Here is a 19080-nt window from a genome sequence, read left to right on the forward strand (position 1 = left end):
GCGGCGGTCACCGTCCCTGGCCGCGCCAGCGCTGGATCGTCCGCGCGACGATCTGCTCCTCCCCGCCGCTCTCGCGCCACAGCGCGGAGAACATCGGATCGTCCGACGCGGGGCGCTTGCCGTCTTCCAGCGTGTCGAAGGCGACCCGGATCGGGATCGCCACGCCCTCGCCGCAGACGATCGCCTCGCGGTTGCGCAACGCGGGCAAGGCATCGAGGAAGCCGCGCGCGCCCTCGGGCATCGCCGCGCGGACGAAGGCCTGGTCGCGCTCGTTGTTGAGCCGCATCGAGATGATCGTGCCGCATTGCGAGAGCACGCCCTCGGCGAGATCGGACGGGCGCTGGGTGACGAGACCGAGCGACACGCCGTATTTGCGCCCTTCCTTGGCGATCCGCCCGAGTATCCGCCCTACCGCGGTGCGATCCTCGCGTCCGGCGGGGACGTAGCGGTGCGCCTCCTCGCAGACGAGCAGGATCGGACGCTGCGGCTCGTGACGCGACCAGATCGCGAAGTCGAACACCATGCGGCTGAGCACCGCCACCACTACCGCGGTGATCTCGCTCGGCACGCCCGAGACGTCGATGATCGAGATCGGCTTGCCGTCGCCGCACAGGCGGAAGATGCGCTGGACGAAGGCCGCCATCGTGTCCGCCACCAGCAGCCCGGAGAACATGAAGCCGTAACGCGGGTCGGCCTTGAGCTCGTCCAGCTTGTTCTTGAGTCGCAGATAGGGCGCGGTGTCGCCGGCGCGGTCCATCTTGCCCATCTCCTGCGACAGGATCTGGGTGAGGTCGCTGAGCAGATAGGGGATCGGCGCGTCCACCGTCAGCCGCGCGATCTCCTGCCCGAGCCGGCTCTTGCCGCGCGCGGCGAGCAGGCATTTGGCGAGGATGTCGGCGTCGACCTGGCGCTCCGCCCCGGTGCTGGTGAGCAGCACCTCGCAATGCTCCTCGAAGTTCATCAGCCAATAAGGCATCTGCAAATTGGTCACGTCGAACAGCGCGCCCTCGTCGGCGAAGGCGGCGCCATATTCGCCATGCGGGTCGATCATCACGACATGCGCCTGTGGCGCGAGGCGGCAGATGCGGTGGAGGATCAGCGCGGTCGCGGTCGATTTGCCGGTGCCGGTCGAGCCGAGCAGCGCGAAATGCTTGCCCAGCATCGCGTCGACATAGAGGGCGGCGCGCACGTCCCGCGTCGGATGGACCGTGCCGATCGCGATCGAGGCGCGCCCGGAAGCGGCATGGACCTGCTCGAGATCGGCGCCCGTGATCGCGAACACCTCGGTGCCCGGCAGCGGATAGGCCGTGACGCCGCGGCGGAAATGGTGGAGGTGGCCGGTCAGTCGCTCGACCTCGCCCTCCCCGATGAAGTCGACCGCCACGATGATCTGATCGGCCTGCCCGCGCGCCAGCCGCACCGAGCGCACCGTCGCCACCAGCCAGGTCATGCCCGCGCGCACCTTGAGCTGGCCTCCGACCTGCCCCGCGGTGGCGACGAGCGGGTCGGCGTGCCCCGCCAGTGCGGCGAGCGCGGTGGCATCGAGCACCAATTCGCCTTGGCCGCCCGCGATCTCGAGCACATAGCCGATCGGCTCCGGCCCGGCCGCGCGCGCCGGCGACGCGTCCGGAAAGGCCGCCGCGAGCGCCGCGCGAAACTCACCCTGACCCGTGATGTCGTTCATCTGCGGTGCTTTTCCCTGCGTTTCAGCGGGACCAGCGGTACGATCGCTTCGTAAAGATTGGATGGAGGCGGTCAGCTCCGCCGCGCCAGCCGCCCTGCCCCCCAGCCGAGCAGCACCGACAGCGTCACCGCCGCCAGCCCGTACAGGATCTCATGGCGCTGCGCCGCCGCGGCGACGAACCGCTCGAAACCCGATTTGCGGATGTCGATGTCGCGCACCGCGGCGGCGAGGACGCGGCCGTCCCGGATCAGGAAGGTCTCGGCGGTGAATCGCCCGACCGGCACGCGCGCCGGGATCGCGACGCGCGCGCGGTAGAGCACCCCGTCGGTGATCTCGACCGCGCCGGGCGCCTCGTAGAACAGCCCGGCGCGGCGACGTTGCTCGACCAGGCCGCGGGTGAAGCGATCCTGCACCTCGGTCGGCGCGGCCGAGGCAGGTGACAGCTGCAGGCTGTCGAGCCCGAGCTCGTAGATCGCACGCGTGCGCGCGTCGACCAACTCGCCGAGCGGCCGCGACGAGGCCAGTGCGTAGAAGGACGGTGCCGATCGATAGCGCAGCCGCCCGGCGTTCACCCAGATGCCGGCCACCTTCTCCTTCTCGCGGATCGTGATCGACTGGGTCGGGCCCTTCACCACGATGACGATGTCGGCGGGTCGTTCACCGGTCGGCACCCGCCCGCCGGGATAGAGGATGGCGCCGAACAGCAGCAGCTCGGCCCCGGTGAAGCTATAGGCGATCTCGATATCGCGCTGCGACACGTCGGGCACGAGGACGGGCTTGGTCTGGGCGGTGAGCAGCGGCGCGGCGAGCAGCAGCGCCGCGGCGAGGCGGCGGTGCCTCACGACAATTCCACCGAATAGATCTCGTCGGGGCGCCAGCCCAGCCCCAGCGCGATCCGTCCCGCCACCAGCAGCACCATCAGCGCCAGTGCCAGCCGCAGATATTCGGGCTTCGCCCGCGCGGCGAAGCGCGCACCGACCTGCGCGCCGACGACCGAGCCGACGAGAAGCAGACCCGCGAGCACGATATCGACCGCGCGGGTGGTGGTCGCGTGTACCATGGTCGCCGCCGCGGTGACGAACAGGATCTGGAACAGGCTGGTGCCGACCACCACCGCGGTCGCCATCCCCAGCAGATAGATCATCGCGGGCACCAGCACGAAGCCGCCGCCGACGCCGAGCAGGATCGTGAGGATGCCGGTGAAGAACCCCAGCAGCAGCGGCGCCAACGGCGAGATGTACAGCCCCGAGCCATAGAAGCGCATGCGGAACGGCAGCGCGGCGACCAGCGGATGATGTCGCCGCCGCCGTGGTGGCGCGGCGCGGCGGCCGCGCGCGACGAGGATCGCTATCACCGCCTCCCGCAGCATCATCAGCCCGATCGAGCCGAGCAGCATCACATAGGTGATCGCGATCGTGGTATCGATCTGGCCCCAGCGCTGGAGCAGGCGGAACAGCCAGGCGCCGAACACTGAGCCGAGCACGCCACCGATCACCAACACCGTTCCCATGCGCGTGTCGACGCCGTTGCGGCGGAAGTGCGCGAACACCCCCGACACGCTCGCACCGGTGACCTGGGTCGCGGCCGAGGCGGCGGCGACGGTGGGCGGAATGCCGTAGACGATCAGCAGCGGCGTGGTGAGAAAGCCGCCGCCGACGCCGAACATGCCCGAGAGCAGCCCGACGCCCGTTCCGAGCGCGATCATCACGAGCGCGTTCACCGACAGATTCGCGATCGGCAGGTAGATGTCCATCTCGCTCCCAGCCGCTAGCCGGTTCGACGCGATGACGCCACCGCGACGCCACCGATCCTAGCCACCGGGTCAGCGTGGCGACAGCGACGATCGCGCGGGGCCGTCCCGCGATCGCCCGATCGCAAGCGGTCAATGCGCGACTCCGATCGTCAGCGCCAACCCCGATCCGGGCCTTGGCGTTCCGGCGACGCGCGTGCGCCAAGCGAGCGTCGCGCGCGCGGCTCCCAGCCGTATCGTCGCGGTCGGTCCCAGGTCGAGCCGCGCCGCACCTCGCTGCGCCGCGCCCCAGGCGCCGAGCCCGAGCCCCAGCCGCGCATGCCCCGGCAATCCTATCCTGCGCTCGGCGCCGATCGCGCCATCGACATAGCCGCCGCGCCGCTCGATCGCGCCCGCCTGCGCATAGGCCTCGCCGACGCAATCACCGCCGATGGCGACTTCGTCCAGGCCGCCGGCCGCACCGACGCCCCAGCCGCCCTGCGATCCCGCGAGGTCCAAACGCCGCTCGGCGAGCAGGCGGACGGGGAGTGCGGTCGGGCGCCATTCGAGCGCTCCGATCGCCTCGCGCTCCGACGCCTCAAGGGTGGAGACGAGCCGCACCGATGCCGTCAGCCGACCGGACGCGTTGACCGCGCGGGCGAGCCGGACGCCGAGCTGCGACCCTCCGAGCTGCGGTGTCGCGATCCGCGCTGGCCCGGTCGCGCGCAGGAACATCCAACCGCTCTGCGACCAATGCGGGGCCGCGGGAGCGTCAACCGCATCACGGTCGAGCGGCGGGAGGGAGGTGAGCATCAGGGGTTCAGGCGTGACGACGATGCGGTCGTCGTCACGCGCCGACGCCGGCGGCGACACCTCGCTGGCGGTCTGGAGCATCGCGACAGCCGCCGCCGCGTCGTGGCGGACCGGCACGTCCTTGACCGCGCGCCCGATCAGCGCCGCCGACGGGCGCGGCGCCGACCTGTCGATCGGCTGGCGCTCGTCCACCCCGCGCGGTGGCGGTGCCAGGGGGTGCGCGCGAGTCGGTCCGCTGGGATGTCGCCCCGCCAGCGCGGCGATGCGCTCCACGCGCTCATGCTCGCGCGGCCACAGCCACAGCACGCGCGCGCCCACCCAGAGCGCCAGACCGATGCCCCAGCAGCGCAAGGCCCGCCCCCGGATCACGGCAAATCGGGGAAACGATGCGCGGTCTTCTCCCAGCGCACCGGCGTGCCCGACAAGGCGCCGACGTGCAGACGCAGCGCGCGCCAGGTCGACAGGACCGCGACGAGATTGGCGACCGGTACCCGCACGATGGCGCGCAGCCCCTCGGCGCCGCCATAAGACGCGGCCGTCAGCCCCGCGCGCACGAGCAGGCGCCACCCGAGCAGCACCGCATTGAGCGTCAGAAGCCAGATGACGATGTTTCCCGGCGCGGGTGGCGAGGTGCCGAACCAACGATGGCCGAGAACGCTGATCCCCTCCACCACAGCGCTCGCATAACCCGACGCCAGCGCAACCGCCGCCAGTGGCGAACGACGGTCGCGCCAGCGCATCCAGCGCTCGGCGATCCCGCGGCTCCAGCCGGTACGATCCCAGCCCGCCAGTGCGATCCCGCCGACCCAGCGCGCCTTCTGCCGCACCGCGCCGCGCAACGTATCGGGGAAGTAAGCGCGAGTGGCGACGAGCGTACCATCGGCGTCGCGCACGCGGAGGAACCGACCCGTCCGTCCCAGCGCGCCCAGGCGCAGACCCAGTTCGTAATCCTCGGTCAGGCTGTCGGCGGCGAAGGGCGCGTCCTCGTCCCCGCCGAGCAGCGCGAGCGCCTCACACCGGATCGCACACCCTACCCCCGCCAGCGGCAGCGCGGCACCCAGCGCCTGCCGCACCACCAGGTCGCGCGCATGCGCCTCGGCGAACTCGTCCGCATAATGGCCGGACACGAGCGAGCGCCGGGGGTCGATCAGCGGGACGACGGGCAGTTGCGCGAGCGCGGCGGTTGCGATCGCCTGTTCCAGCGCGCGCAGCTCGGCGGGATGGACGAGGTCCTCGGCGTCGTGGAGCACGACCGCGTCGGCCGCAAAGCGCGTGTCGGCCCGCAGCGCGCGCCATAAGGTGTTGAGGCAGTCCGCCTTGGTGGTCGGCCCGTCGCTTCGCCCGATGACGAGCCTCACCCGCTCGTCGCTCAGGGCGGCCACCGCGGCCGCGGTCGCAGGATCATTCGGGTAGCAACCGACATACAGGCGATAGGCAGGATGATCGTAGCGCGCCAGCGTCGCCGCGATCATCGCGCCGATCACCCGCTCCTCGCGCCAGGCGGGCACGAAGATCGCGAAGCGAAGCCGCGGTACCGGCGCGGCGCCGTCGATCGCGCAATCGCGCCGCCGCACCATGGCGGCGATCAAGTCGAGCAGCGCATCGTCCAGCCCGAGCAACGCTATCGTCACTGCCGCGAACAGCAGAAGCTCGCCCCGCACTCCGTCGAGCAGAGCGAGCGCGAGGGTCATGCTGTCACCCCGCTCGCGTCCGCCCTGACCGACATAGTGTGGCCGATCGGCAACGGCGGCGAAGAAGCGGTAGCCGCGCCGAACAAAGTCGCGCACCGGGCGTTTGCCGCGGCGGTCCCTTTCCCCCTTTCGGGACCGGTGCCGACCCCAAGCCGGTACTGGCCGCGTCGCGGCGTTCGTGGCGACGCGGCCGAACCGAGCCTATCGGCTATGTGGCTCGCCGTTCGCTCCCCCACCTCTTCTGGATAGACGGGTCAGCCGCGCCGACTCGCGGCGAGAGCGGAAAGGTGGCCCGTTATGACGCGATCAAGGGCCGCTTCCGCCCGGCCCCCCGCCGCCGCCCGCGCCCGCGCCCGCGGCGCCGACCGTCCCGATGTTGCCGAACAGATCCTGGAAGAAGCCGCGCTTGCGCCCGAGCGTCGGCGTCGTCTTCCCGTCCGGTTTGACCGCGGCGATCTGCTCGGCGCCCGATTTGCGCACCGCGGTCACGTTGCCGGCCTGGTCGAAGCTGATCTGCATCGTCAGCTGATCGCGCGCCTTGGGCGGCGTGAACGCCAGATTGCGGCTGTCGCGCGACACATAATACCAGTCGCCCTGGTTGAACTGGCTCGCGAAACTCGGCGTGCCGAGCGTGGCGAGCACCGACTGGCGGTTGTCCACCCCCGGTTGCACCGAATTCACCAGATCGGCGTCGACGATATAGCCCTGGTGCGACCGCAGCGGCGTGCACCCGGCGGCAAGCGTGCCGGCAGCCAGAAGGAGGGGAAGAAGGGGGCGCATCGATACTCCGCGGAAACCCAGCCGGACCCCGTGCGTCACGCGCGCGTGGACATTGCGGCCTCGCGCCTCAATATGCCGACGCGCGGGGCGAGACAAGCGCCGCGCCGGACGGCTGAGAGGAAGCGCGACAGGTGGGTTGGTTGAGCGGGTGGCTGCGGCCGCGAGGATCACGGGACGAGGCACTGCCGCTGTACGACGCGGTGGTGGCGCGCGCGCGTGCGCCGCACTGGTATCTCGACGGCGCGGTCCCCGACACGCTCGACGGCCGGTTCGACATGGTCGCGGCGGTGCTCGCGATGGTGCTGCTGCGGCTGGAGCAGATGCGCGACGCGACCGATGCTTCGATCCGCCTCACCGAGCGGTTCGTGGACGACATGGACGCGCAAGTGCGCCAGATCGGCTTCGGCGACATGGTCGTGGGCAAGCATGTCGGCCGCATGATGGGGATGCTGGGCGGGCGGCTCGGCGCCTATCGCGACGGCCTGGCGGCGACCGATCCCGCCGCGCTCGACGCCGCGCTGGTACGCAACCTGTATCGCGGCAGCGCACCGGATCAGGCAGCGCTGACGCACGTGCGGCAGCAATTGATCGCCGTACGAGCCGCGCTCGACGGTCTAAACCTCGGCGAGATGATGAAGGGACGGCTGGCGTGACCATCGAATTCTCACGCGTCGAGCGACTCGACACGATCGGCGGAGAGGATCGGCGCGTGACGATCGCGGCCGACGCCGAGGAGCGCGCCGCACTGGCGCGGCGCTTCGACCTGATCGCGGTGGACCGGCTGGAGGGCGAGTTCGCGGTGCGGCGCGACGCCGCCGGCGTGCTGGTGCATGGCTCCGTCCGCGCCGCGGTGATCCAGGCCTGTTCGGTCACCGGCGACCCGCTGCCCGCGACGATCGACGAGCCGGTCGCGTTGCGCTTCGTCGCGCCCGGCACGGGCGGGGAGGACGAGATCGAGCTCGGCAGCGACTCGATCGATACGGTCGAGCTGGAGGGCGGCGGAGTCGATCTCGGCGAGACCGCTGCGGAGACGATGGCGCTCGCGCTCGACCCCTTTCCCCGTAGCCCACGCGCGGAGGCCGTGCTGCGCGAGGCGGGCGTGATGAGCGAGGAGGAGGCAGGCCCGTTCGGCGCGCTCGCCGGCCTGCGCGCCAGATTGGGCAAGACGAGCGACGACTGAGCCGGCTCGCGTCTCCTTAAGCCGCCGTCCAGCGCCCGCCGAGCGCACGGAACAGGTCGACCTGCGCGTCCGCGACCAGTTGGTCCTGTAGCGCGAGCGCGGCCTGGGCGTCGGCGAGGGTGCGCTCGGCGTCGAGCTGCGACAGGCTGTCGATCTGCCCCTCGCGGCGCTGCGCGCGCGTGATCCGCGCGGCGCGGTCGGCCTGGCCCAGCGCCTGCTGGAGCGCGGCGCGCCGCTCGAGCGAGCGCGCGTAATTGGACAGCGCGGTCTCGGTCTCGCCCAAAGCGGTCAGCACCGTGCCATCGAAGGTGGCGAGCGCGGCGCGCGTGTCCGCCTCGGCGCCAGCGACTCGCGCGCGCGCCTTGCCCGGGTTGACCGCCCAATTGAGCAACGGCCCGAGCAGGAAGTTGAGCGGCCCCGCGCCGAAGAGGTTGCCGAAGCCGGTGCTGGTCTGCCCGACCGACCCCCCGAGCGTGATGCGCGGGTAGAGGTCGGCGGTGGCGACCCCGATCCGCGCGGTGGCGGCGGCGAGGCGGCGCTCGGCGGCGCGCACGTCGGGGCGGCGCGCGAGCAGCGCCGCGCCGTCGCCCACCGGGATGGCCTGCTCGATCCGCAGCGCGGTGGCGCGCTCGCCCGCCACCGGCGGCAACTCCTGCGGGGTGCGCCCGGTCAGCGTCGCGAGTCGGAACAAAGCCGCTTGGCGTTCGGCGACGAGCGAGGGGATGTCGGCGCGGCGCTGGTCGCGCAGCGCGGCGATCCGCGCGGTGTCGAGCGGGGTGGTCAGCCCGGCCTCGGTGCGGCGCTCGGTGGTGCCGACCTGGCGGTCGAGCAAGGCGACGATCCGCTCCGCCACCGCGATCCGCGCCGCCGCGGCGGCAGCGTCGGCATAAGCCCGCGTGGTGTCCGCCACCACCGCGACCCGCACCGCGTCGGCGTCGGCCGCCGCGGCGGCGACGTCACCGCGCGCCGCCTCGACCCCGCGCGAGACACGGCCGAACAGGTCGACCTCGTAGGAGACGTCGAACCCGCCGTCGATCAGCCAGGTCTCGCCGCTCACCCCCGGCGGGCGTTGTGCCAGCGAGAAGCGGTTGTAGGTGCCGCTGGCGCCGAGCGTCGCCTGCGGCGTCCGATCGTTGCGCACCTCGCGGAGCGACGCGCGCGCGCGCTCGAGCCGCGCGGTGGCGACTCGCACGTCGGTGTTGGCGGCGAGCGCCGCCTCGACCAGCCCGTTCAGCACAGGATCGTCGTACAGCCGCCACCAGTGATCGTCGGGCGCGGCGGCGAGCGTCGGCCCGCCGGTGCCGAGGAAGGGAGCGGCCGCGCTCGCCGCGGTGGCGGGGGCGCGATAGTCGGGGCCGGCGGCGCAGGCGGCGAGCGCCAGCGTGGCGGTGGCGGCGAGCCAATGCTTGATCATCGTCTCTCTCGTTTCCGTAGCAGGAGTCACTCGGCGGGCTGGAGCGCGGCGTCGTCGTCGCGGCGCGCCGGCCGGCGGCGGGCGAGCCGCGCGCCGAGCGCGCGGCACACCACGTAGAAGGTCGGCGTGAAGATCAGCCCGAAGCCGGTCACCCCGATCATCCCGAAGAACACCGCGGTGCCCAGCGCCTGGCGCAGCTCGGCGCCCGCGCCGGTCGCGATCAGCAGCGGCACGGTGCCGAGGATGAAGGCGAAGCTGGTCATCAGGATCGGCCGCAGCCGCACCTGCGCCGCCTGCACTGCGGCCTCGACCGGGGTGAGGCCGTCGCGCTCCTCCGCCTGCTTGGCGAACTCGACCACCAGGATCGCGTTCTTGGCGGCGAGCGCGATCAGCACGACCAGCCCGATCTGCGTCAGCACGTTATTGTCCATGCCGCGCAGGTTCACCCCCGCCATCGCGGCGAGCAGGCACATCGGCACGATCAGCACGATCGAGAGCGGCAGCAGCAGGCTCTCATATTGCGCCGCGAGCACCAGGAAGACGAACACCACCGCCAGCGCGAAGACGATCCCGGCGGTGTTGCCCGCCGCCTTCTGCTGGAAGGCGATCCCGGTCCACTCGGCGCCATAGCCCGAGGGCAGCGTGTCGTGCGCGAGCTTCTCCATCGTCACCAGCGAGCGGCCCGAGGAGTAACCGGGCGCGGTGTCGCCATCCACCTCGACCGCGGGGTAGAGGTTGTAGCGCGTGACGCGATACGGGCCGGTCCGGTCCTGGAAGGTCGCGACCGAGCCGATCGGCACCATCGCGCCCGAGGCCGAGCGGGTCTTGAGGTTGGCGATGTCCGCCGGGGTCGAGCGGAACGGCGCGTCGGCCTGGGCGGTGACGCGGTAGGTGCGGCCGATCAGGTTGAAGTCGTTCACGAAGGCGCTGCCGAGATAGACTTGGAGCGCCTCGAACACGCGCGCCGGGGGCACGCCGAGCAGGTCCGACTTCGCCCGGTCGACGTCGGCGAAGATGCGCGGCGTGGCGGTGTTGAAGAAGGTATAGACCTGCGCCAGCCCCTCGGTCTGGTTGGCGGTGCCGATCAGCTTGCCCGCCTCCGCGCCGAGCGCCTGATAGCCCGCGCCCTGGCGGTCCTGCACCATCAGGCGATAGCCGCCCGCCGAGCCGATGCCCTGGATCAAGGGCGGAGGCACGACGAGGATGCGCGCCTCGTCGATGTCGGCGGTGACCTCGCGCGTCTTCTGCATCAGGCCGGCGAAGGTGACGCCGAGCTTCTCGCGCTCGGCGAAGGACTGGAGCGGCACGTACGCCGCGGCGGTGTTGGGCGCGAGCGTCTGCGACGGGCCGTCGAAGCCCGCGAGCATGACGACGCCCTTCACCCCCGCGAGCGGCAGGATGCGCTTGGCCACCTTCTGCACCACCGCGTCGGTGCGCTCGACCGAGGCGCCCGCGGGCAGCTGCACCACGGTGAGGAAATAGCCCTGGTCCTGCGCAGGGATGAAGCCGGTCGGCGTCGCCCAGAACAGCGCCACGGTCGCGGCGATGAGCCCGGCATAGACCGCCATCATCCGCTTCGGCGCGCGCACCAGCCTCGCGGTGAGGTTGGCATAGCGCAGGCTCAGCCGCTCGAACGCTCGGTTGAACGAATCGCCGGCGGAGCGCAGCGCGCGGGTGACGCGATTGCCCGAATCGTGCGACTCGTGCGGGCGCAGAAGCAAAGCGGCGAGCGCGGGCGAGAGCGTCAGCGACACCACCAGCGAGATCACCGTGGCGGTGGCGATCGTCACCGCGAACTGCTGGTAGAAGGCGCCCGACAGGCCGGTGAGGAACAAGGTCGGCACGAACACCGCGCACAGCACCAGCACGATCGCGACCAGCGCGCCCGACACCTCGTCCATCGACACCTTGGCCGCCTCGAGCGGGGAGAGCCCCTGCTCGAGGTTGCGCTCGACATTCTCGACCACGACGATCGCGTCGTCGACGACGATGCCGATCGCCAGCACCAGCCCGAACAGCGACAGCGTGTTGAGCGAATAGCCGACCGCGGCGAGCATCGCGAAGGTACCGACCAGCGAGACCGGGATGGCGACGATCGGGATGATCGCGGCGCGCCACTTCTGGAGGAACACCAGGATGACGAGCACGACGAGCACCATCGCCTCGAACAACGTGTGGATCACCGCGTCGACCGACTGGGCGATGAACTCGGTGGGGTTGTAGATGACGCGATATTCCAGGCCCTTGGGGAAGGACTTGGACATCGCCTCCATCTCCGCGGTCACCTTCTCGGCGGCGGCGAGCGCGTTCGAGCCGGGGCGCTGGAACACCGCCGCGATCACGGTCGGCTGGCCCGAGAGATAGGTGTTCGAATTATAGTCCTGCGCGCCGAGCTCCACCCGCGCGACGTCGCGCACGCGCACCTGGCGGCCATTGTCGTCGGTGCGGATCACCACGTCGGCGAACTGGTTGGGATCGACCAGCCGGCCCTGCGTCTCGACGTTGAGCTGGAAGGCGTTGCCGTTGCCATAGGGTGGCTGGCCGAGCGAGCCCGCGGCGACCTGGACGTTCTGCGCGCGCAGCGCCGCGACGATGTCGCCCGCGGTGAGGTCGAGCGCGGCGGCGCGGCCGGGATCGATCCACACGCGCATCGCATAGTCGCGGCTGCCGAACAGGCGGACGTCACCGACGCCGTCGATGCGCGCGAGGCGGTCGCGCACCTGGGTCAGCGCGTAGTTGGAGATGTAACCGCGATCGAGCGACTTGTCGGGCGAGATCAGGTTGACGACCATGAGGAAGTCGGGGCTGGTCTTGCGCGTCACCACGCCGAGCCGCTGCACCTCCTCGGGCAGCCGCGGCACCGCCACGGCGACGCGGTTCTGCACGAGCACCTGCGCGGCGTCGAGGTCGGTGCCGATCTTGAAGGTGACGGTGATCGTCAGATTGCCGTCACCGGTCGACTGGCTCGACTGGTACAGCATGTCGTCGACGCCGTTGATCTCCTGCTCGATCGGCGCGGCGACGGTCTCCGCCACCGTCTCGGCCGAGGCGCCGGGATAGTTTGCGGTGACGGTCACCGTGGGCGGCACGATGTCGGGATATTGCGCGACGGGGAGACCCCAATAAGCGATCGCGCCGACGATGGTGATGATCACCGCGATGACGCCGGCGAAGATCGGGCGGGTGATGAAGAAGCGCGACAGGCGCATGACAGGCTCCCCGGATGCGAGGATGGAGGGGGGCCGCTGTGGGAGCGGCGGATCGGAGGCGGCGCCGACGCCGCCGTGATCAGGAGGTGAAGGTGGCCTCGCCGGTGATCGGCGCCGCGCCCGGCGGGGCGTCGCCGCCGCTCGCCGGCGCGATCTTACCGGCGCGGACCTGCACCTTGGTGCCCGGCATCGCCATCTGGGTGCCGCTGATCACGACGCGGTCGCTCGGCGAGATCCCGCTGCGCACGATGCGCAGGCCGGCGAGCACCGGGCCGAGCGTCACCGGCTTGGCGGTCACGGTACCGTCGGCGCCGACGGTCAGCAGCGTCTTGCGCGCCTGGTCGGTCTGCACCGCGGCGTCGGGGACGAGCAGCGCGCGCGTCGTCGCGCCCGAGGCGAGCCGCATGTTGCCGAACATGCCCGGGGTGAGGAACTGGTCCGGGTTGCGCAGCACCGCGCGGCTGCGGATCGTGCCCGAGCGCGAGTCGAGCCCGTTGTCGGTGAAGTCGAGCCGGCCGTGCCAGCGATAGTCGCCCTCGTCCTGCAGCCGCACGTCGACGTCGGGCGCCGAGACGCCCGCGGCGCGCGCGCGCTTGTTCTTGAGGAAGAGCGCTTCCGAGCCGTCGAAGGCGAAGTAGATCGGATCGAGCGCGTTGATCGTGGTGAGCAACGTTCCGCTGGTGTCGCCGCCGGCGACGAGGTTGCCGGGATCGATGCGCCGGTCCGAGACGCGCCCCGCGATCGGCGCGCGCACCTGGGTGAACTCCATGTCGAGCGCGCGCGCGCGGACGCGCGCCTCGGCGGCGGCGAGCTGCGCGCTGGCGGCGCGGACGCGCGCGGTGAGCTGGTCGAGCTCGCCCTTGGAAACCGCGTCCTCGGCGACGAGCCGGCCGGCGCGGTCGAGGTTGGCGCGCGCGAGCAGCAGGTCGCTGCGCGCGGTGGCGACACCCGCCTGCGCCTCGGCGAGCGCGGCGGCGAAGGGGCGCTGGTCGATGGTGAAGAGCAGCTGCCCGGCGCGGACGGTGGCGCCGTCGGTGAAATGGACCGCGCTGATCGCGCCCGAGACGCGCGGGCGCACCTCGACCGAGCGGCTCGGCTCGAAGCGGCCGACATAATCGTCCCACTCGGCAACGGTGCGCTGCAGCGGCGGCGCGACGGTGACGGTGGGAGCCGGCGGCGCGGCGACCGCGGGCTGCTCGCGGTGGAGCAAGGTGGCGGCGCCGATCACCGCCACGAGCGGGACGCCGATCCAGGCGGCGCGCTTGGCGGTGCTGGGACGCGACGCGGGCGCGGCCTCGACCGAGTCGGCCGGGTCGATCGTGCTGTGCATGTTCATCGGCGGGTCTCCGCGGTCAGACGGGGAGAGAGGGTCAGGCAGGCGCGATGGGCCATGGCGAGAAGGTCCTGTGCGATGGGCGGCCGGCCGCACCCGGCGCGCGGGATACGCGGCACGCCGAAGGAGGACGGACGGTGGCGCTCACCGCGACGCAGCGCGTCGGGCAAGCGGAAGAAAGATCGTCATGCGGCGTCGACCGGTCAGGTCCCGGCGCGCCGCCTGGTGAGAGGAGGATCCATAAGGCTCCGTCGAACGCTCGACGGCGCGCGCAGCCGTCATGCTTTCGATACCGACTGGTATAGAAAGCCGCCCTACGCTGGTCAACCGCCTTTTTGTACCGCATGGTAGTTTTATTTGTCGATACCCTTTGTTGTGCTTGCGTCACGCTGGTGTTCGACCCGAAACGGGCGTATTCTCCGCGACATGGAGAGGTTGCTCGCGCTGCTGTTGGGGGGCGCGGCCCTGCCCGCGGCGGCGCAGGTCGGGATACCCTCGGACGCGTCTGCGATTACCCGGGTGGACTTGCCCACCGAGGCCCCAGCGACTCCGTCGGACGAACTCGCCTTCCTCAACGCCGATGATCGCATGACCGTGCCCGTCGAGATCGCGGGCGCTGGTCCCTTCCCCTTCATCATCGACACCGGCGCGCAACGCAGCGTGATCTCGCGCCAGCTCGCGACCCATCTTGGCCTCCCCGCCGGGCGCCGTGTCCGGCTCGTCGCGATGGCGGGGACGAGTGACGTCGACACGGTCATCATCCCGGCCATCTCGGTCAGTCCCAAGCCGGTAGGCCGCGTCGGCGGCGCGAAGATCGAGGCGCCCGCGCTCGAGGCGCGTCATCTCGGCGCACCGGGGATGCTTGGCATCGACACGCTCCAAGGCCAGGCGCTGACGATCGACTTCGACGCGCAGCGGATGCAGGTGACACCGTCGAGCAAGCGCGAGCGGCTCAAGCGCGAGCCCGGCGAGATCGTGATCCAGGCGCGCAGCCTGTTCGGCCAGCTCGTCGTCACCAGCGCCACGGTCGCGGGGCGGCGCGTGCGGGTGGTGCTCGATACCGGCACCAGCGTCAGCCTCGGCAATCTCGCGCTGCGCCGCCTGCTCTCGGTGCGCAAGCGCGAGACCACGCTGCTCACCAGCGTGCTCGGCGTCCAGCTCGCCGCCGATTACGCGCTGTTGCCCGAGATGACGCTCGGCCCCGCCAAGATCCGATCGCTGCCGATCGCCTTCGCCGACGCCGCGCCGTTCCGCGTCTTCGGCATCGATGACAAGCCTGCGCTGATGCTGGGGATGGACGCGCTGCGGCTGTTCCGTCGCGTCCACATCGATTTCGCCAATCGCGAGCTGCGGCTCCTCCTGCCGCGCGACCTGCGCCGCACCGGCTGAGCGCGGTTGCGCCGCGCCCGCATCGCTGCGAGGCTCCCATCGGAACGATCGGGGGAGACGAATGCGCATTTTGGGTAGGGCGGCGCTGATCGCCGGGCTCGTGGCGGGAACCGTGACGGGGGGCGGCGCGTCGGCGCAGTCACGTCCGGACGAGAAGGCATTCTTCGATCTCTACCGCGAGATGGTCGAGACCAACACGGTGGTGAACGTCGGCAGCTGTTCCCAGGCGGCGGAGCAGGTCGCGGCGCGGCTCAAGCGCGCGGGCTATGCCGACGCCGATGTCACGCTGTTCTCCACCCCCGATCATCCCAAGGACGGCGGGATCGTGGCGCTGCTGCGCGGCAGCGACCCCGCGCTCAAGCCGATGCTGCTGCTCGGGCATCTCGACGTGGTCGAGGCGAAGCGCGCCGACTGGCAACGCGACCCGTTCAAGCTGGTCGAGGAGGATGGCTATTATTACGCGCGCGGCGCGGTGGACGACAAAGCCATGTCGGCGATCTGGGCCGATGCGATGATCCGCTTCCGGACGCAGAACTTCCGGCCGAAGCGCACGATCAAGCTGGCGCTGACTTGCGGCGAGGAGACCACCTTCGCCTTCAACGGCGCGCAATGGCTGGCGCAGCACCGGCCCGAGCTGATCGCGGCCGAGTTCGCGCTCAACGAGGGCGGCGGCGGGCGGCTCGACTCGCAGGGGAAGCGCCAGCTGCTCGCCGTCCAGGTCGGCGAGAAAGCGGCGCAGAACTTCACCTTCCTGGCGACCAATCCCGGCGGCCACAGCTCCACGCCCGTGCCGGAGAACGCGATCTACGAGCTCGCCGACGCGATCAAGGCGGTGCAGAACTACGAGTTTCCGGTACGCTTCACCGACACGACCCGCGCCTATTTCACCGCCACCGCCAAGCGCGTCGGCGGCGAGCAGGCGACCGCGATCACGCGGTTGCTGGCTGATCCGCAGGACCGCGCCGCCGACGTGATCGTCAGCCGCGACAAAGTGATGCACTCGACGCTGCGCACCACCTGCGTGGCGACGCTGCTGAGCGCTGGCCATGCCGAGAACGCGCTGCCGCAGCGCGCCAACGCCAACGTCAACTGCCGCATCTTCCCGGGCGAGACGGTCGAGGGGACGCTCGACAAGCTGCGCGAGTTGGCGGGGAGCAAGGTGACCGTCATTGCCAACCAGCCGATCCGCCCCACCGCGGTGCCGCCGACGCTCGACCCGAAGATCATCGGCCCGATGGAAGCACTGGCGAAGAAGCATTTCCCCGGCGTGCCTTTATTGCCGACGATGTCGACGGGGGCCACCGACGGCGTGTTCCTCGAAGCGATCGGCATCCCGGTCTATGGCGTGCCGGGCACGTTCCTCGATCCCGATTTCAACGGCGTACACGGGCTGAACGAGCGGATCCGGGTGGCGTCGCTCTATGCCGCGCGAGATTATTTGTACGACCTGGCGAAGGCGTATGCTGGTTGAAGGCGCAGGATGATGACAAACGGCCTCCCCCTCGTCATCCCGGACTTGTTCCGGGATCCACTCCTCCGCGAGATTAACGCCCGATGCGTGCGCGGAACGGTGGATCCCGGAACAAGTCCGGGATGACGGCAGGAGTGTCGAGAAGGCTGGGTGGAAGCCGGAACCGAGCGGCAAAGGCCGTGGTGAGACTCACGACCGCTCCGTAGCTGAACCCTTGGCCTTCGCCGGGGTGACGATGTCGTCGGAGCCCATCCGGCCGGATCAGCGAGGTCTGGCCCCGCTTACCCTATCTCTCGCAAGCGCGACGGCGTTCAGCGGAAGAAGACGTGGTTGCCGATCGAGGCGACCCGGACACCGGCGGCGCGGCCCATGCTGCGGTGGTGGAAATAGAGCGCGTTCGACGCGTCGGTCTCCCACGCGTCCTTCATCGCGACCTTGGCCACCGCCATCGCGGTGCGCCAGTCGTCGTTCGACGGTGCCGACGGCATCACGCCGCCGCGCACGAAGGAGAACTGGCCCTTCTGGGTGATGACGTCGCACACGCTGCCACCGAAGCGACGCGACTTGGTGCGGTTGAGGATCACCTCGGCGACCGCGAGCTGTCCGCTCAGCGGCTCACCGCGCGACTCGAAATAGATCGCACCGGCGAGGCAACGCAGGTCCTCGTCGGTGTTCGACGGGATCGACTGGTCGGCGACGGCGGCGGCGAGGGTGGGATAAGCGACCTGCTCGTCCGCCTGGTCGGCGGCGGCCTGGTCGAGGATCTGGTCGGCGTTATCGGACGCCGGCGTCGCCGTCGCGGGGACCGCGTCGGTGACAGCGAGCTGGCTCGCGGTGACACCCGGGAGCGTCGGCACTTCGGCGGCGAGGCCGGGCGCGCTCTGCAGGGCCAGCGAGACGATCGAGGCAGTGAACGCTGCGAAAGCGGCAGCGCGGGAACCTAAAGGCATTCCACGTCTTGTTTATGCGGTGGGTACGCGGAGACGGTCGCTGAACCAGCGTTAGCTGCTCAAATGACCGACCGGGTGCCCCCCCGACTGCGTCACCGTTCGGGATCGCACCCCGCATCGGCACAACGCCTGTTGTCGATCCCACCCCGCTACGGTCGAGGGGTTAACAGCGTCAATCGACCAGCATCGTTTCAGCGACGAACCGTTCGGCGTCCGGGATGTCCAGTTCGATCACCCATAGGTCGGGGTCACGACGCCGTCGCAAACGCCAGTAATCCTCCACCGCGGCCGAGTCGCCATCGCTCGGACCCGCGGCGATCAGCACGTCGCGGTCGTCCATCCCGCGCATCCGCTCCACCGCACGCATCGAACGGCCGTCGCACAGCAGCACCAGCACCGCCCCGGACTGCGCCTCACCTGAGGCACGCACCACCGCCATGCCCCCGCTGTCGTTGACTCGCCTGAGCAGCGCGCCGACCGCGAGATGGGTGGGCAGCCGCGCGCTCACGCCGCGGTCGCCGCGTAGCCGGGCAGGCTGGCAAGCGCGATCCGCGAGCGCATGAAAGTACCGGTGCCGCGCGCCACCTCCTCGCCGTCGACCGCGATCAACCGCGCCTCGGCGACGAAGACGCGGCGCTGCCCGCTGACCCAGCGCCCCTCCGCCACCACCTCGCCCTCGCCGAGCGGGCGCGTGAGCAGCAGGCTGAACTGGGTGGTGAGCAGGAAGCGGTCGGTCACCAGGCTGTTGCACGCGTAGAAGGCGGCATCGTCGAGCATCTTGAAATAGCTGGTGCCGTGCGCCGCCCCGGCGGCGTGAAAGTGGCGCTGATCGACGCGGAAGCGGATCCGCGCCACGCCGGGCTCGACGATCTCGAGCCGCGAGTCGAACAGGCGGTTGATCGGCGCCGCGGCGTACAGCGACTCCAGCGCGCGGTGATGCGCCGCGGCTCCCTCAGGCGGCGTCACGCGTGTCGTCCGCGGTGAGCAGCGCGTAGATCGCGTCGGGCGAGCCCGCACCGCGCAACTTGGCGACCAAGGTGCGGTCGCGGAAGCGCCGCGCCACGCGGGCCAACGCCTTGAGATGCTCCCCGCCGGCGTGGGGCGGCGACAGCATCGCCACCACCACATCGACCGCGACGTCGTCGACCGCGGCGAAGCCGAGCGGTTGCGCCAGCCGCGCCACGATCAGCGCGACCCGCTGCATGCCCGCGAGCCGCGCGTGCGGGATCGCGACGCCGCCGCCGAAGCCGGTCGACCCCTCCTTCTCGCGCGCGGCCAGCCCCTCGGCGATGGCACGCGCGTCCAGCCCCACCCAGGGCGCGGCGAGCGCGCCGAGCTGGGTGAACAGGGCCTTCTTCGACGCCGCGGGCAGTCCCACGACGACGAGCTCGGGCACGAGCAGGTCGCTCAGGTCGGTCGCCATGATCGGTGCCAGGT

Annotated in this window: 17 protein-coding genes; 4 read left to right on the forward strand and 13 right to left on the reverse strand. The window is 71.0% G+C overall.

Going from position 1 to position 19080, the window contains the following annotated elements; all coding sequences use genetic code 11:
* Positions 1-7: 7 nt before the first annotated feature.
* The 6 genes from EV292_RS06545 to EV292_RS06570 all read right to left on the reverse strand — a co-directional run bounded on the left by EV292_RS06545 (position 8) and on the right by EV292_RS06570 (position 6697).
* Complete coding sequence (locus tag EV292_RS06545; protein ID WP_132908407.1) at positions 8-1684, reverse strand: DUF87 domain-containing protein; 1677 nt, start codon at positions 1682-1684, stop codon at positions 8-10.
* Between the two features lie 71 nt (positions 1685-1755).
* Positions 1756-2526: a TIGR02186 family protein gene (locus EV292_RS06550; RefSeq protein ID WP_132908408.1), complete on the reverse strand. Its 771-nt coding sequence runs from the start codon at positions 2524-2526 to the stop codon at positions 1756-1758.
* On the reverse strand, positions 2523-3437 hold the full coding sequence (locus tag EV292_RS06555) for a sulfite exporter TauE/SafE family protein (RefSeq protein ID WP_132908409.1): 915 nt from the start codon (positions 3435-3437) through the stop codon (positions 2523-2525). The genes EV292_RS06550 and EV292_RS06555 overlap by 4 nt, the downstream gene beginning before the upstream one ends.
* 129 nt (positions 3438-3566) lie before the next feature.
* Positions 3567-4577 (reverse strand): hypothetical protein, encoded by a 1011-nt coding sequence (locus EV292_RS06560; RefSeq protein ID WP_132908410.1) that lies wholly within the window; start codon positions 4575-4577, stop codon positions 3567-3569.
* 14 nt (positions 4578-4591) lie between these two features.
* Positions 4592-6013 carry a glycosyl transferase family protein gene (locus EV292_RS06565; RefSeq protein ID WP_243693642.1) on the reverse strand — a complete coding sequence of 474 codons (1422 nt, stop codon included), beginning with the start codon at positions 6011-6013 and terminating at the stop codon, positions 4592-4594.
* Positions 6014-6223: 210 nt separating this feature from the next.
* Positions 6224-6697: an outer membrane protein assembly factor BamE gene (locus EV292_RS06570; protein ID WP_132908412.1), complete on the reverse strand. Its 474-nt coding sequence runs from the start codon at positions 6695-6697 to the stop codon at positions 6224-6226.
* A 131-nt stretch (positions 6698-6828) separates the two neighbouring features.
* Here EV292_RS06570 and EV292_RS06575 point away from each other — a divergent pair, with 131 nt between their 5' ends.
* Both EV292_RS06575 and EV292_RS06580 read left to right on the forward strand, forming a co-directional pair.
* Positions 6829-7350 (forward strand): ubiquinol-cytochrome C chaperone family protein, encoded by a 522-nt coding sequence (locus tag EV292_RS06575; RefSeq protein ID WP_132908413.1) that lies wholly within the window; start codon positions 6829-6831, stop codon positions 7348-7350.
* A complete protein-coding gene (locus EV292_RS06580; protein ID WP_132908414.1) occupies positions 7347-7877 on the forward strand; it encodes a DUF177 domain-containing protein in 531 nt (176 codons plus the stop codon). Before EV292_RS06575 ends, EV292_RS06580 begins: the two co-directional genes overlap by 4 nt.
* 16 nt (positions 7878-7893) lie before the next feature.
* On the opposite strand, the gene EV292_RS06585 is transcribed toward EV292_RS06580, so the two are convergent.
* The 3 genes from EV292_RS06585 to EV292_RS06595 form a co-directional block, all read right to left on the reverse strand.
* Positions 7894-9291 (reverse strand): TolC family protein, encoded by a 1398-nt coding sequence (locus tag EV292_RS06585; protein WP_132908415.1) that lies wholly within the window; start codon positions 9289-9291, stop codon positions 7894-7896.
* 26 nt (positions 9292-9317) lie between these two features.
* Positions 9318-12500, reverse strand: coding sequence for a multidrug efflux RND transporter permease subunit (locus EV292_RS06590; protein WP_132908416.1), 3183 nt, complete (start codon positions 12498-12500; stop codon positions 9318-9320).
* Positions 12501-12579: 79 nt separating this feature from the next.
* A complete protein-coding gene (locus EV292_RS06595; protein WP_132908417.1) occupies positions 12580-13836 on the reverse strand; it encodes an efflux RND transporter periplasmic adaptor subunit in 1257 nt (418 codons plus the stop codon).
* A gap of 516 nt (positions 13837-14352) precedes the next feature.
* Between EV292_RS06595 and EV292_RS06600 the strand changes: the two genes are divergently transcribed.
* Positions 14353-15222, forward strand: a complete 870-nt coding sequence (locus tag EV292_RS06600; protein ID WP_243693643.1) for an aspartyl protease family protein — start codon at positions 14353-14355, stop codon at positions 15220-15222.
* 61 nt (positions 15223-15283) lie between these two features.
* Complete coding sequence (locus EV292_RS06605) at positions 15284-16693, forward strand: M20/M25/M40 family metallo-hydrolase (protein ID WP_132908419.1); 1410 nt, start codon at positions 15284-15286, stop codon at positions 16691-16693.
* 311 nt (positions 16694-17004) lie between these two features.
* Here the strand turns inward: EV292_RS06605 and EV292_RS06610 are convergent, their stop codons facing one another.
* From EV292_RS06610 to EV292_RS06625, 4 genes are all read right to left on the reverse strand, one after another.
* A complete protein-coding gene (locus tag EV292_RS06610; RefSeq protein ID WP_132908420.1) occupies positions 17005-17643 on the reverse strand; it encodes a cell wall hydrolase in 639 nt (212 codons plus the stop codon).
* Positions 17644-17815: 172 nt separating this feature from the next.
* Positions 17816-18151, reverse strand: coding sequence for a DUF1491 family protein (locus EV292_RS06615; protein ID WP_132908421.1), 336 nt, complete (start codon positions 18149-18151; stop codon positions 17816-17818).
* On the reverse strand, positions 18148-18609 hold the full coding sequence (locus tag EV292_RS06620) for a PaaI family thioesterase (protein ID WP_132908422.1): 462 nt from the start codon (positions 18607-18609) through the stop codon (positions 18148-18150). Before EV292_RS06620 ends, EV292_RS06615 begins: the two co-directional genes overlap by 4 nt.
* A complete protein-coding gene (locus EV292_RS06625) occupies positions 18596-19066 on the reverse strand; it encodes a PTS sugar transporter subunit IIA (RefSeq protein ID WP_132908423.1) in 471 nt (156 codons plus the stop codon). Before EV292_RS06625 ends, EV292_RS06620 begins: the two co-directional genes overlap by 14 nt.
* Positions 19067-19080: the final 14 nt, after the last annotated feature.

The organism is Sphingomonas sp. BK235, from assembly GCF_004345855.1.
Classification (GTDB): Bacteria; Pseudomonadota; Alphaproteobacteria; order Sphingomonadales; family Sphingomonadaceae; genus Sphingomonas.

Excerpts from the sequence above, each read along its gene's own strand:
- EV292_RS06545 (WP_132908407.1), bottom strand. The coding sequence starts at position 1,684 with ATGAACGACATCACGGGTCAGGGTGAGTTTCGCGCGGCGCTCGCGGCG.
- EV292_RS06555 (WP_132908409.1), bottom strand. The coding sequence starts at position 3,437 with ATGGACATCTACCTGCCGATCGCGAATCTGTCGGTGAACGCGCTCGTG.
- EV292_RS06570 (WP_132908412.1), bottom strand. The coding sequence starts at position 6,697 with ATGCGCCCCCTTCTTCCCCTCCTTCTGGCTGCCGGCACGCTTGCCGCC.
- EV292_RS06585 (WP_132908415.1), bottom strand. The coding sequence starts at position 9,291 with ATGATCAAGCATTGGCTCGCCGCCACCGCCACGCTGGCGCTCGCCGCC.
- EV292_RS06590 (WP_132908416.1), bottom strand. The coding sequence starts at position 12,500 with ATGCGCCTGTCGCGCTTCTTCATCACCCGCCCGATCTTCGCCGGCGTC.
- EV292_RS06595 (WP_132908417.1), bottom strand. The coding sequence starts at position 13,836 with ATGAACATGCACAGCACGATCGACCCGGCCGACTCGGTCGAGGCCGCG.
- EV292_RS06605 (WP_132908419.1), top strand. The coding sequence starts at position 15,284 with ATGCGCATTTTGGGTAGGGCGGCGCTGATCGCCGGGCTCGTGGCGGGA.
- EV292_RS06610 (WP_132908420.1), bottom strand. The coding sequence starts at position 17,643 with ATGCCTTTAGGTTCCCGCGCTGCCGCTTTCGCAGCGTTCACTGCCTCG.
- EV292_RS06625 (WP_132908423.1), bottom strand. The coding sequence starts at position 19,066 with ATGGCGACCGACCTGAGCGACCTGCTCGTGCCCGAGCTCGTCGTCGTG.